The following is a 12,044-nucleotide window of genomic DNA, read 5'->3' as shown; positions in this document are numbered from 1 at the left end:
ACCGGAGTGGACGGGGTTTTCCAGGAGTATGCGCTGTTACTTGAGGGTAACGGTGGCGCCTGCAGCCTCGAGCTGCTCCTTGGCCTTCTCGGCGGCCTCCTTGTTGGCACCTTCGAGGACAGCCTTGGGGGCACCGTCAACCAGGTCCTTGGCTTCCTTGAGGCCGAGGGAGGTGATGGCGCGAACTTCCTTGATGACTGCGATCTTCTTGTCGCCAGCAGCTTCGAGGATGACGTCGAAGTCGGTCTTCTCTTCAGCCTCTTCTGCGGCGCCGCCGGCAGCGGGGCCAGCAACTGCAACAGCAGCAGCGGTAACTTCGAAGGTCTCTTCGAAGAGCTTGACGAACTCGGAGAGCTCGATGATGGTCAGTTCCTTGAAAGCTTCAATGAGCTCTTCGTTGCTGAGCTTCGCCATGGTAGGCGTCCTTCCTGTTGTGGTGTCCGGCAGGCTCATCGCCCGGCCGTGCACCTGAGTCTTGTGGGGTAAAGAGAATTAGTTCTCTTCGGCTGCGGGAGCCTCAGCAGGTGCTTCGGCTTCGGCGGCGGGAGCTTCTTCAGCGGCGGGCGCCTCGGCAGCAGCCGGAGCACCGTTCTCTTCTTCAAGCTTGAGGCGCAGTGCGTCAATGATGCGTGCAGCTGCGGCGGCGGGAGCCTTGAGGACGCCTGCAACCTTGGCGAGCTGCAGCTCGCGGGACTCGAGCGCTGCCAGTTCGGCAACCTCGCTGGCGTTCAGAGCCTTGCCCTCGAAGTAGCCGGTCTTGATGATCAGCTGCTTGTTGGCCTTGGCAAAATCCGTCAGGCTCTTGGCAGCGGCAACTGCGTCACCCTTGATGAACGCGATTGCAGTGGGGCCGGCAAGCTGGCCGTCGAATGCTTCGACGCCGGCTTCCTTGGCTGCAATGGCGGTCAGGGTGTTCTTGACGACCGCGAACTTGGTGTCCTGGCCGAGAGAAACACGCAGCTGCTTGAGCTGTGCAACGGTGAGCCCGCGGTATTCGGTCAGGACAGCGGCGTTCGATTCCTTGAAATCGTTAGTGATCTCAGCTACTGCTGAAACCTTGGTAGGCGTTGCCATAACCCTCCTTCCGGGGATAGTGCCGGGTATTCGACGGTCCCCGCTCAGGTGAGCTAAAACTAAAAACGCCCCGCGCAGATGCACGGGGCTTGGCTCGACACGGTTCTCCATGGAGCTTTGCTTCGTTCACCTGCGCCGGCCGCCCTATGTTCAGGGTCCTTCGTAAGGAAAACCACGGCACCTCCCGCGCAGGACAGCAGAGTTGCGTCATGTCCGGGAGAGTGGATTTCCAATAACCGACGGTCTTTGGTCATCCCAGTCTACGGGAGGGCATGGCGGACCACCAAATCGTGCCCCGGGCCCTCCCGCAGGCCCGGTGTGGCGGATCCCTAGCTGTTCCGGGTGTGCAGCTTGGGGAGCTCCTTCTGCCAGATGCCTGTCACCCCGGCGGTGCGGAAGCCCAGCTGCTGGTTGACGGTCAGCAGGTACCGGTTTTCCGGGGCGTTCCAGGTGTAGATCACGCGGGCATCGGGAAACTGTTCTGTAAGCCGTTCCATGTTGGCCACCTTGATCAGCAGCCCCAGCTTGTTGCCCCGGTGTTCCTGCAGCACCAGTGTGTCGTCCTGGAACACCACGTCCGTGCGGTGCGCCAGCACCGTGATGGTGGTCAGCCCCACCAGCGAACCGGTGGCGAGGTGCTCGACGGCGGTGACCACCGTCCGCCGGCCCTGCGCGATGGCAACGTCCTCGGCTTCCCGGAGGATGCCGCCGTCGAACACCATGTCCTGCTCCACCGGCACGTCCAGTGAGGGGTCGACGTCCGCGCCCGCCTGGTTCTCAAGGACGGCGACAGCTTCCAGCCACCGGTCCGGGCAGCGGTCGGTCCAGTGGTGCAGCCGGTACCGGCCGTTGTTTGCCTCATCGGCCTCTGCCTGAAGGTCGGCCACGAGCTTCGAATCCAGCGGGAGTGAACACGAACTGAACTGCTCGATGTGCTGCAGCGTGTAGCCCGTCTTCTGGGCGAACTCCACTTCACGGCTCTCCAGCGGAACGAACCCCAGCCCCGAACCCGGGACCAGCTGCGCCTTCTCAAACTCGTGCAGGGAAGCACCCGGATGGTTGGTGTCCACCAGGATCATGGTGCGCCCCTCCGCCCGCGCCAGATGTTCGGCGGCTTCGAGCAGGCGGCGGCCCACGCCCTGGCGCTGGAACTCGGGCAGGATGTCCAGGGTGAACTCCGCAAGGTCCAGGTGGTCCGTCATGGGAAGGGCGATATCCACGGTACCCACGATTTCGCCGTCGACTTTTGCCACCAGGATGAGCTGGCGCTCATACGGGTCCTCAAACTCGAGGAGCTTCTCCAACGGCCCATAGGCGAGGTCGTCGCTCCCCCAGGTCTGCATCCTTACCTTGCGCCCCACCTCGACGGCAGCCAGGAAGTCCGCCGCGTCCGGAGAGTCCAGCGAGTCGGGGATCCAGAGCTGCTCGATCTTCACGTCTTTTGCCATATTGGGCATCATCCCAGCCGTTTCTGCCACTCACCCTCATAGCCTGCAGGTGTGAATCCAAGCGCGATATTGATCGCCAGCATATGCTGGTTTTCGCTGGCGTTCCATGTCAGCACCGAGCGCGCCGCGGGCCATCTGGCTTGGGCCATGCGCAGGTTCCTGATCTTGATCAGCATCCCCAGGCGGTGCCCCCGGTGTTCGGCGGACACAAGGGTGTCCTGCTGGAGCACGGTAGCCGGAACTTCAGGGCGCCAGTTCAGAACCGTATACGCGACCAGTTGGCCCGAGGGCCGGTGCATCGCCGCTGACACCACGGACTGCATTCCGCTGCGGGCAAGGGTTTCCTCGTCGCGGCGGACCCGGGCCGCATCCCAGATTTCGCCTTCCCAATCCAGGCCTGCCGTGGGTACATCAGTGCTCATCCGGGCATTCAGGATGGCGTAGTTGTCCACCAGCTCTTCGGGGCAGGCATCGGCCCAGCCCATCAGCGCGTAGTCCCCGGCATGGGCAGACGCCGCTGCTTCCAGTACGGCCAGCCGATCAGACGGCACGGGCAGGCCAAGGCGGCTGGACGTCTCCACCTGTTCGAGCTCGTAGCCGCCGGCTGCCGCGAAGGCGGTGGAAGGCTCCCCTGCCGGCAGCCCGCCCGCCCCGGACTTTGCGGGCAGCAGCGGTCCGGCGCCTTCCACCGCCTGTGCCGGCAGTTCGAAATAGCCATCCAGCGAGGTACGGCTGTGCTGCTGCGCCACGTCCTCGGCAAACTGCAGGAGCCGGCGGCCCAGTCCGCGCCGCCGGTGCCCGGGTGATACCAGGACGTTGATGCCCGCCGTCCAGAGGTTCTCCCGCAGTGGCAGCGTCACCGAGCACATGCCCACGGTTTCCCCGCCGATCCGGCCCACGAAGAGCTGGCGGGCCTCATAGGGAGTGCCGCGCCAATGCTCCAGTTCCTCGGCCAGGGTGTACCCGCGGTCAAGGTTCCCCCAGGTCTCCAGTTCGTGCGCCTGCCGCATTGCCTGGCAGTCGAGGAAGTCCCGGGCATCCTGCGCCGCGGCCAGGGACCCGGGCATCGCGACGGCGGTTATCACCAGGCCATTCGGCTGCGTCATGACCATAGCCTAGCCAGCCCTGGCCGGCTGTCGAGGGCGGTGTAAGGGAAAGGTGCGGCTTAATGCGGAAGGGACCGCCCGGCTGCTGCCGGACGGTCCCTTCCTGTGTGCCGGACTGGCACGGGAATGCTTGTAAGGCTAGGCCTCGATGAGCACCTTGGTGACGTTGGGGTCGACGGAGATGCCGGGACCGAAGGTGGTGGCGACCGTTGCCTTCTGGATGTAGCGGCCCTTGGCAGCGGACGGCTTCAGGCGAAGCACCTCTTCCAGGGCTGCGGCGTAGTTCTCGGCCAGCTTGACGGCGTCGAACGAGACCTTGCCAATGATGAAGTGCAGGTTGGAGTGCTTGTCGACGCGGAAGTCGATCTTGCCACCCTTGATGTCGTTGACGGCCTTGGTGACGTCCGGGGTCACGGTGCCCGTCTTCGGGTTCGGCATCAGGTTACGCGGACCCAGGACCTTACCGAGGCGGCCAACCTTGCCCATGAGGTCAGGGGTGGCGACGGCGGCATCGAAGTCGGTCCAGCCGGCGGCGATCTTCTCGATCAGGTCGTCGGAACCAACGAAGTCGGCACCGGCGGCGATTGCTGCCTCAGCCTTGTCGCCCGTGGCGAACACCAGGACGCGGGCGGTCTTGCCGGTGCCGTGGGGCAGGTTGACCGTGCCGCGGACCATCTGGTCAGCCTTGCGGGGGTCCACGCCGAGGCGGAAGGCAACCTCAACCGTGGCGTCGAACTTGGACGGGTTGGTGTCCTTGGCGAGCGTTACTGCCTCGAACGGCGCGTAGAACTTCTCCGCGTCGATCTTGGCGGCTGCTGCCTCATATGCTTTGCTGCGCTTTGCCATGCTGCTTGTTTCTCCTTGTGCAGTTGTGGTCTGCGGACCGCGCTGGGCCCTGCCACAGTCGGTGGTCCGGTCTCGTTATTCGGACCGGATGCCCGACATTTCAGTTTTTTGATGGTGCCGGTTTCCCGGCGGCGCCGTCCGTCGTCGTCAAGTGCCCGATCCCGGATGGCTGGATGGGCTATTAGCCCTCGACCGTGATGCCCATGGAGCGGGCGGTGCCGGCGATGATCTTTGCTGCACCCTCGAGGCTGGTGGCGTTGAGGTCTTCCATCTTGGTGGAGGCGATCTCGTTGACCTGGGCCTGGGTCAGCTTTGCAACCTTGACGGTGTGCGGGGTGGCGGAACCCTTGGCAACGCCTGCAGCCTTCTTGATGAGCTCTGCAGCCGGCGGGGTCTTGGTGATGAACGTGAAGGAACGGTCTTCGTAGACCGTGATCTCCACGGGGATGACGTTTCCGCGCTGGGCTTCCGTCGCAGCGTTGTACGCCTTGCAGAATTCCATGATGTTGACACCGTGCTGGCCAAGCGCAGGACCGATCGGCGGGGCCGGGTTAGCGGCACCTGCCTGGATCTGCAGCTTGATGAGGCCGGTGACCTTCTTCTTGGGAGCCAATGTAGGGTCCTTCTCTCAATAACGTCCTGGGGCACAGGAGCGTGCCTCAGGTTTTTGGCCGCCATGGCAAGGCGGCCGGCCGTTCCGGTGCCGCTAAGCGGGCAGCGCCGGGACGAATTCTTGGGTGGTCAGATCTTGGTGACCTGGTTGAACGCCAGGGTGACCGGCGTTTCGCGCTCGAAGATGGAGACCAGCACCACGAGGGTCTGGGACTCGGGCTTGATCTCGGAGATGGTGGCCGGAAGGGTCTCGAACGGGCCTTCCTTGACGATGACCGACTCGCCGACTTCGAAGTCGACAGCCACGGGAGCCTGGTTCTGCTTGTTGACCGGCTTGCCCTTTTCGGCCTGCTCTTCCTCGAAGACCGGGGCCAGCATGGAGAAGACCTCGTCCAGGCGCAGCGGCACGGGGTTGTGGGCGTTGCCCACGAAGCCGGTAACGCCGGGGGTGTGGCGGACGGCGCCCCAGGAGGCATCGGTCAGGTCCATGCGGACCAGGACGTAGCCGGGGATGCGGACGCGGTTGATGATCTTGCGCTGGGCGTTCTTGATCTCAACGACTTCTTCCATGGGCACCTGGATCTCGAAGATGTAATCTTCCATGTCCAGGGTCTGGATGCGGGTCTCGAGGTTGGCCTTCACGCGGTTTTCGTAGCCGGCGTAGGAGTGGATGACGTACCAGTCACCTTCCTGGCGGCGCAGCTTGGCCTTGAACTCCTCGGCCGGGTCGGCGGCCGCGGTGGCGGCGGCAGCAGCGAGGGCGTCGGCGGGCTCGTCGTCGCCCTCCCCGCCTTCGGTCTCGGCAACGTCGGAGCCGGCGGCGTCGGATTCGGGCGCGGCGGACTCAACCTCAGACTCGTCACCGGCTTCTGCCGTGATGTCCGCGGACTCTTCCAGCTCAGTCTCGGTTACCCCGAGCTCCTGCTCAGACACTTGGTCTCCTGCTTCCTCATTGCCTAACATGCCTATTTAAATGGCTCAATTCCGCACGCCGCTGTTTCCTTCCGGTTATCCGGAATAGAACACGCGGCCTGCGGACCCTGCAGCCTTAGCTGTCCGTGGAGCCGGTACCGCCGAAGAGCCAGCCCATAGCGGATCCGAACCCGATATCCAGCAGGCTGACGATGACCATCATGATGGCCACGAACACCAGCACCACGAGCGTGTAATTGATCAGTTCCTTGCGGGTCGGTGCAACAACCTTCTTCAGTTCGCCGATGATCTGGCGGACGAAGAGCGCAATGCGGGCGAAGAAGTTTGCCTTGGCGTCCTTCTTAGCTGGGCGGCCCTTGGAGCTGCTGGCAGCTGTTTCGGTCACCTGGTCCTCGCTCATCTTTGCAATGCTGGATTACCCGGCCCTGAACAGAACCATGGTTGCTGCGCTTGCCCCGGGATTTTGCCCCGGGGCAGCTTGCGCAGGGCAGACAGGACTCGAACCTGCAACCTGCGGTTTTGGAGACCGCTGCGCTACCAATTGCGCCACTACCCTATGGAGTGAATTTCACCCTCCGACGACGATCCGCCAGCTTGAACTGGGGCGCACGCCATCATCCGTGTTTTCAACACCGGTGAACCAGTCTACGCAACATCTGCACGTTCGTAAAACCAGCCCGTTCCGGCCCATCAGCGCCGCGTCCTGGGATCGGCTGCCGGGGCAGTCACAATTCAAAACGGGCCACCCGAAGGGTCCGGTGAACAGCATAGAGTAGAACTCGTCGAATCCCACATTCCAGCCTCACGGCTGCAAGCGAAGAACGGACCTGCCATGTCTGCCGCCCGCGTTTCCCAGCGCATTTCCGCTATTGCCGAATCCGCAACCCTTGCCGTTGATGCCAAGGCGAAGGCGCTCAAGGCAGCTGGCCGGCCGGTGATTGGCTTCGGGGCAGGCGAACCCGACTTCCCCACCCCGGATTACATCGTGCAGGCAGCCATCGACGCCGCAACCCAGCCGAAGTACCACCGTTACTCCCCTGCCGGCGGGCTGCCCGAACTGAAGAAGGCCATTGCCGAGAAGACGCTCCGCGACTCGGGCTACGCCGTCGACCCGTCCCAGGTGCTGGTCACCAACGGCGGCAAGCAGGCGGTCTACAACACGTTCGCCACCTTGGTGGATCCGGGTGACGAGGTCATTGTCCCCACCCCCTTCTGGACCACCTACCCGGAGGCCATCCGGCTGGCCGGCGGCGTTCCGGTGGAGGTTTTTGCCGGCCCGGAGCAGGACTACCTGGTGACCGTTGAGCAGCTCGAAGCCGCCGTGACGGACCGGACCAAGATCCTGCTGTTCGTCTCGCCGTCGAACCCCACTGGCTCGGTCTACTCCCCCGAACAGGTGGCTGAGATCGGCAAGTGGGCCGCCGCGAAGGGCCTCTGGGTCGTCACCGACGAGATCTACGAGCACCTGACGTACGACGGTGTCCCCTTCACCTCCATCGCCACCGCCGCTCCCGAGCTGGGCGACAAGGTTGTCATCCTCAACGGTGTGGCCAAGACCTACGCCATGACCGGCTGGCGCGTGGGCTGGATGATCGGCCCGGCCGACGTCATCAAGGCAGCCACCAACCTGCAGTCGCACGCCACCTCCAACGTGTCCAACATTCCGCAGGTCGCGGCCCTCGCCGCAGTCTCCGGGCCGCTGACCGCCGTGGACGAGATGAAGGTCGCGTTTGACCGCCGCCGGAAGGCCATCGTCGCCGGCCTGAATGCGATCGCGGGCGTGGAATGCCCGACGCCGAAGGGTGCCTTCTACGTCTACGCGGACGTGCGTGCACTGCTGGGCAAGGAGTTCCCGACGGCATCCGGCACCGCCACGCCGCAGACCTCCGCAGAACTGGCTTCGCTGATCCTGGATGAGGTGGAGGTGGCCGTGGTGCCCGGCGAGGCCTTCGGGCCCTCCGGGTACCTGCGCCTGTCCTACGCCCTGGGTGACGAGGACCTGGCTACCGGCGTGCAGCGCCTGCAGGACTTCCTAGGCAAAGCCCAGTAGCCTCCCCCGACGCCCGCTCACTTATGGCGGCTTAAATCCCAACGCCCGCTCGCTTTCTTTGGGGAAGTGAGCGGGCGTTTTGGTTTTAGCCGCCGGATGTGAGCAGGCGTCGGGAAAATGACCGCGGGATATGAGCGGGCGTTGGGGATTTCGCTGCCATAAGTGAGAGGGCGTCACGGTTAGAGGAGGCGGCGTTCGGCGGCCCATTTGGTGAGCTCATGCCGGCTGGAAAGCTGCAGCTTCCGCAGCACCGCCGAGACATGGGTTTCCACCGTTTTGATGCTGATGAACAGCTCCTTGGCCACTTCCTTGTAGCTGTAGCCGCGGGCAATCAGGCGCATGACTTCCAGTTCCCGGGCCGAGAGCTTGTCCAGTTCGTCGTCGGCGATCTCGGCCGGGGCGGTGCCGAACGCGTCCAGCACAAACCCCGCCAGCCGGGGCGAGAACACAGCGTCGCCGCCGGCCACGCGGAACACCGCATCAGTAATCTCGGCGCCGGAAATGGTCTTGGTGACGTACCCGCGGGCGCCGGCGCGGATCACGGCCACCACGTCCTCGGCGGCGTCGGAGACGCTGAGGGCCAGGAACCGGGTGGAACCCAGCAGCGGGGCGGAACCGGCGATCACCTCGCGTCCGCCGCCGCCCAGCCCGCCGGGCAGGTGCACATCCAGCAGCACCACGTCCGGGCGCTGCTCCGCGATCACAGCAATAGCCTGCTCCACGGTGGCTGCTTCGCCCACCACCTGGATGCTGGCGTCAAGGTCAGCCTTCAGCCCGGACCGGAAGATCGCGTGGTCGTCCACGATGACCACGCGGACGGAGTTCGCCGGACGGGAGGCCGCCCCCTGGCTGGTGTTCATGAGTTTCCTTCCGAGTTGTCCGCGCCTGCCGCCTGCAGCCGCAAACGCACTTCCGTGCCGGTGCCGGTGCTGAGGATGGTCGCGGTGCCGCCGTGCCGTTTCATCCTGCCGATGATCGATTCCCGCACACCCAGCCGGTCCTCGGGAACATCCGAGAGTTCAAAGCCCGGGCCACGGTCCTTGATGAAGACCTCCGCCTGCCCGTCGGAGGCCTCGAGGTAGACGGATACCGTGCCGCCGCCGTGCCGGGAGGCGTTGAGCATCGCCTCACGGCTGGCCTGGACCAGGGCTTCGTGCGCCTCCGTCACCGAGGTGTCCCCCACGGTGACAACCTCGACGGCGTTGCCCAGCAGGTCCTCCACTTCCGCGGCGACTGCCTTGATCCGGTCCGACAACTGCCCCGCTTCCCGGCCGGGGTCCTGGAACAGCCAGCCGCGAAGTTCACGCTCCTGCGCACGGGCCAGCCGGACGACGTCGTGCTCGTTGCCGGCCCGGCGCTGGATGAGGGCCAGCGTCTGCAGGACGGAATCATGGAGGTGCGCAGCAATCTCCGCCCGTTCCATTTCACGGATCCTGCCGGCCCGCTCGGCCTCCAGGTCCCGCCAGAACTTGAGCGCCCACGGCAGCAGGACCAGCACCACGCCGCCCAGCACAGCCACCGAGGCCAACAGCGCAAGCCAGGTCTGCTCCCAGGAACCGGAGCCGGAGACCATCACCAGCACCCCTGCCACCACCAGGGCAAGTCCGGCGGCCAGGCGCGCCCAGCCGCCGGCCTGGTCGGCCTTCGTCTTGTCCATTAGGCCGGCCCGCCTTGTCTCATCCAGCTGAATCCACGCAATAGAGGCGCCCCCCAGGACCGCCGCTGCCGGGATCAGCGTTCCGAGCGGAACGTCCACCCCCAGCAGCTGCGCGATCATGATGCCGGCCACCAGCAGCAGGCCGGAGCCCAGCAGGATTTCCTTGCCGTACTTCATCGTGCCGAAGCGGAACCAGGGCGGGGGCTGGACGGGGCCGGAGGCCCCGCTGCCGCGGCCACCGTCGTCGAACCGAGTTGCAGCCCTGGCGGCAGCAGCGCCCGGCGCTGCCGCCAGTCCGGCGCCGATCCCCCGGGCGGAAAGGTCAGGACCAGGAGCCGGCATCCCGGCCGGGGAACCTGCCGGCTGGCTCACCGCGGGCGCAATGGGCGACGCCGGGCGGCGGGCATTGCGCCGGGCGGCCTCGTCTGCGGTGGGAACCATGATCCACAGCCAGGCGTAGAAGACCAGTCCGGCGCCGCCAGCGAGGGTGGCGAGCGCCATGGCAACCCGGACGTTCTTCACCGGCCAGCCCAGATGGACCGCCAGGCCCGAACACACCCCGGCGATCACGCGGTCGCTGCTGCGCGCCAGGGGTGGCCGTGCCGGAAGGATCGTCATGGATCAATCCAAGCACGGATCAGGGTTCCCCGGACCGGATTCCGGCGGCAACCGGGGGTGACTCAGGGACGGTTCAGGGTATCCCCCAGTAGAGCGCCGACCAGCCCAAACGCGAGGATTTAGGTATGAACTCGCAGACCCCCTCCCCCGACGACGGCCAGCCCACCGAGCCCCTTCCGGGTCCCGGCAGCCAGCGGCCCACCGAGCCCCTGCCGTCCTCCGTGCCATCAACTCCGGGCCCGTCCGCGGGCCCTTCCGCCCCGCAGGACGCGGACAGGAACGACGCCGGGACCGGCGACGGCCGGAACAGTTCCGGCTACCAGCCCGGAGCCAACAATCCTTCCGGCAGCCATGCGGCCGCGTCCGGCGCGCTTCCCGGCCCGCAGTACGCTTCCACCCTCCCCTCCCAGTCCACGGACTTCTTCACCTGGGTCCGGAGCCATGGCATCCACCGGGGCACCGACCGCTGGGTGGGCGGTGTCTCCAGCGGCATCGCCAACCGGCTGGGCGTGGATCCGCTGATCATCCGCGGCGTCTTCATCGTCCTCACGCTCTTCGCCGGCATCGGCGTGCTGCTCTACGGCCTGGCGTGGGCATTCCTCCCCGAACCGGACGGGCGGATCCACGTCCAGGAAGCCGGGGCGGGCCGCTGGACCACCGGTATGACCGGCGCCCTGATCGCCACGATCATGGGTCTGACGGGCCTGGGTGGCGGATTCTGGGGCTGGAGCCATAACGGCTTCGGCGGCTTCCTCTGGACCGTCTTCTGGGTGGGCGGCGCGATCTACCTGGTCTACTACTTGTCCCAGCGCAACAAGGGGGCAAGGCCGGCGATGGCCGGACAGCAGCCGGATCCCTACAGCGGCACGTACGACGCCGGGTACCCCGGAACTGCCGCCACCTCCACCTTCTCCGCCGCCGGAACAACCTACGGCAGCGCCCCCGGGTCAGGTTCCATGCCGTCCTACGGCGGCGGCTCGGGCACCGGTTCCTACGGGGACGGCACCTATGGCGGCGGCACCGGTACACCGGCTTACGGCACCCCCACCCCTCCGCGGCCGCCGAAGCCCCGGCCCGCGGGTCCCGGCGCCCCGGCAGTCGCCATCGCAACCGGCGCGGCACTGCTGGTGGGCGGCGGCCTCAAGGCCCTGGACGTCACTAACGTGATCGACCTGGGCGATTCGGCCAACGCGATCGTCTGGGCAAGTGCAGCCGCTGTCCTGGGCCTGGGCATCCTGCTGGCCGGCATCCGCGGCAGGACGGCAGGGGTCCTGAGCCTCTTCGCCGTCATCGCGCTGGTCACAGGTGGTGTGTACAACGTGGTGGGCGACGGCGACCGGGTCCGGTTCCAGCAGGTCAACTGGAGCCCGGCAACCATCGCGGAGGCCCGGGACGGGTACGACGTCACGGCCGGACGGGGAACCGTGGACCTCACCAACCTGGCCGACGACGCACCGCTTACGTCCGACGTCGTCATCCCGCTGGACATCACCGCCAGCAACGTGACTGTGGTCATCCCGGACAACGTGCCCGTGGACATCAAAGCGGACATGACCATGGGAAACCTCAATGAGGCGACCGGACAGCGCGGCGGCACCACCACCCGCGAAAGCAGCTACAACACAGACGAGCCCGGCAGCCGCCTGGTGGTCCAGATCGACGGCACGTTCAGCAACGTCACCATCGAGGAAGGCAACTGA

12 protein-coding genes and 1 tRNA gene are annotated in these 12,044 nt (G+C 65.8%); 2 read left to right on the top strand and 11 right to left on the bottom strand.

Going from position 1 to position 12,044, the window contains the following annotated elements:
• Positions 1–36 precede the first annotated feature (36 nt).
• The 9 genes from rplL to AC5RT3_RS01120 form a co-directional block, all read right to left on the bottom strand.
• Positions 37–414, bottom strand: coding sequence for a 50S ribosomal protein L7/L12 (rplL, locus tag AC5RT3_RS01160; protein ID WP_009358316.1), 378 nt, complete (start codon positions 412–414; stop codon positions 37–39).
• A 78-nt stretch (positions 415–492) separates the two neighbouring features.
• On the bottom strand, positions 493–1,074 hold the full coding sequence (gene rplJ, locus AC5RT3_RS01155) for a 50S ribosomal protein L10 (RefSeq protein ID WP_494008937.1): 582 nt from the start codon (positions 1,072–1,074) through the stop codon (positions 493–495).
• A 329-nt stretch (positions 1,075–1,403) separates the two neighbouring features.
• Positions 1,404–2,522 carry a GNAT family N-acetyltransferase gene (locus tag AC5RT3_RS01150; protein WP_494051005.1) on the bottom strand — a complete coding sequence of 373 codons (1,119 nt, stop codon included), beginning with the start codon at positions 2,520–2,522 and terminating at the stop codon, positions 1,404–1,406.
• 8 nt (positions 2,523–2,530) lie between these two features.
• A complete protein-coding gene (locus AC5RT3_RS01145) occupies positions 2,531–3,628 on the bottom strand; it encodes a GNAT family N-acetyltransferase (protein ID WP_494051006.1) in 1,098 nt (365 codons plus the stop codon).
• Between the two features lie 138 nt (positions 3,629–3,766).
• Positions 3,767–4,474: a 50S ribosomal protein L1 gene (gene rplA / locus AC5RT3_RS01140; RefSeq protein WP_009358320.1), complete on the bottom strand. Its 708-nt coding sequence runs from the start codon at positions 4,472–4,474 to the stop codon at positions 3,767–3,769.
• A gap of 181 nt (positions 4,475–4,655) precedes the next feature.
• Positions 4,656–5,087, bottom strand: a complete 432-nt coding sequence (rplK, locus tag AC5RT3_RS01135; protein WP_003803853.1) for a 50S ribosomal protein L11 — start codon at positions 5,085–5,087, stop codon at positions 4,656–4,658.
• A 128-nt stretch (positions 5,088–5,215) separates the two neighbouring features.
• Positions 5,216–6,019 carry a transcription termination/antitermination protein NusG gene (gene nusG, locus AC5RT3_RS01130; RefSeq protein ID WP_009358321.1) on the bottom strand — a complete coding sequence of 268 codons (804 nt, stop codon included), beginning with the start codon at positions 6,017–6,019 and terminating at the stop codon, positions 5,216–5,218.
• A 115-nt stretch (positions 6,020–6,134) separates the two neighbouring features.
• On the bottom strand, positions 6,135–6,419 hold the full coding sequence (gene secE, locus AC5RT3_RS01125; RefSeq protein ID WP_494008940.1) for a preprotein translocase subunit SecE: 285 nt from the start codon (positions 6,417–6,419) through the stop codon (positions 6,135–6,137).
• An 83-nt stretch (positions 6,420–6,502) separates the two neighbouring features.
• Positions 6,503–6,575, bottom strand: a tRNA-Trp gene (locus AC5RT3_RS01120).
• Positions 6,576–6,851: 276 nt separating this feature from the next.
• Between AC5RT3_RS01120 and AC5RT3_RS01115 the strand changes: the two genes are divergently transcribed.
• Entirely contained in the window at positions 6,852–8,069 is a 1,218-nt protein-coding gene (locus AC5RT3_RS01115) for a pyridoxal phosphate-dependent aminotransferase (protein ID WP_494123305.1), read from the top strand.
• A gap of 179 nt (positions 8,070–8,248) precedes the next feature.
• Here the strand turns inward: AC5RT3_RS01115 and AC5RT3_RS01110 are convergent, their stop codons facing one another.
• Positions 8,249–8,929, bottom strand: a complete 681-nt coding sequence (locus AC5RT3_RS01110) for a LuxR C-terminal-related transcriptional regulator (protein ID WP_494008942.1) — start codon at positions 8,927–8,929, stop codon at positions 8,249–8,251.
• Positions 8,926–10,344 (bottom strand): ATP-binding protein, encoded by a 1,419-nt coding sequence (locus AC5RT3_RS01105; RefSeq protein ID WP_494123304.1) that lies wholly within the window; start codon positions 10,342–10,344, stop codon positions 8,926–8,928. Before AC5RT3_RS01105 ends, AC5RT3_RS01110 begins: the two co-directional genes overlap by 4 nt.
• A 125-nt stretch (positions 10,345–10,469) precedes the next feature.
• Here AC5RT3_RS01105 and AC5RT3_RS01100 point away from each other — a divergent pair, with 125 nt between their 5' ends.
• Positions 10,470–12,044, top strand: coding sequence for a PspC domain-containing protein (locus tag AC5RT3_RS01100; protein ID WP_494123303.1), 1,575 nt, complete (start codon positions 10,470–10,472; stop codon positions 12,042–12,044).

Source organism: Arthrobacter sp. Y3221159, from assembly GCF_059089885.1.
Note: the sequence above shows the minus strand (reverse complement) of the source record. Positions and strands in the feature narration are given on the sequence as shown.

What these genes read in the sequence shown, in the direction of transcription:
- rplL (WP_009358316.1), bottom strand. Translation starts at nt 414, where the DNA reads ATGGCGAAGCTCAGCAACGAAGAGCTCATTGAAGCTTTCAAGGAACTG.
- secE (WP_494008940.1), bottom strand. Translation starts at nt 6,419, where the DNA reads ATGAGCGAGGACCAGGTGACCGAAACAGCTGCCAGCAGCTCCAAGGGC.
- rplJ (WP_494008937.1), bottom strand. Translation starts at nt 1,074, where the DNA reads ATGGCAACGCCTACCAAGGTTTCAGCAGTAGCTGAGATCACTAACGAT.
- AC5RT3_RS01115 (WP_494123305.1), top strand. Translation starts at nt 6,852, where the DNA reads ATGTCTGCCGCCCGCGTTTCCCAGCGCATTTCCGCTATTGCCGAATCC.
- AC5RT3_RS01100 (WP_494123303.1), top strand. Translation starts at nt 10,470, where the DNA reads ATGAACTCGCAGACCCCCTCCCCCGACGACGGCCAGCCCACCGAGCCC.
- AC5RT3_RS01110 (WP_494008942.1), bottom strand. Translation starts at nt 8,929, where the DNA reads ATGAACACCAGCCAGGGGGCGGCCTCCCGTCCGGCGAACTCCGTCCGC.
- AC5RT3_RS01105 (WP_494123304.1), bottom strand. Translation starts at nt 10,344, where the DNA reads ATGACGATCCTTCCGGCACGGCCACCCCTGGCGCGCAGCAGCGACCGC.
- AC5RT3_RS01150 (WP_494051005.1), bottom strand. Translation starts at nt 2,522, where the DNA reads ATGGCAAAAGACGTGAAGATCGAGCAGCTCTGGATCCCCGACTCGCTG.
- rplA (WP_009358320.1), bottom strand. Translation starts at nt 4,474, where the DNA reads ATGGCAAAGCGCAGCAAAGCATATGAGGCAGCAGCCGCCAAGATCGAC.
- AC5RT3_RS01145 (WP_494051006.1), bottom strand. Translation starts at nt 3,628, where the DNA reads ATGACGCAGCCGAATGGCCTGGTGATAACCGCCGTCGCGATGCCCGGG.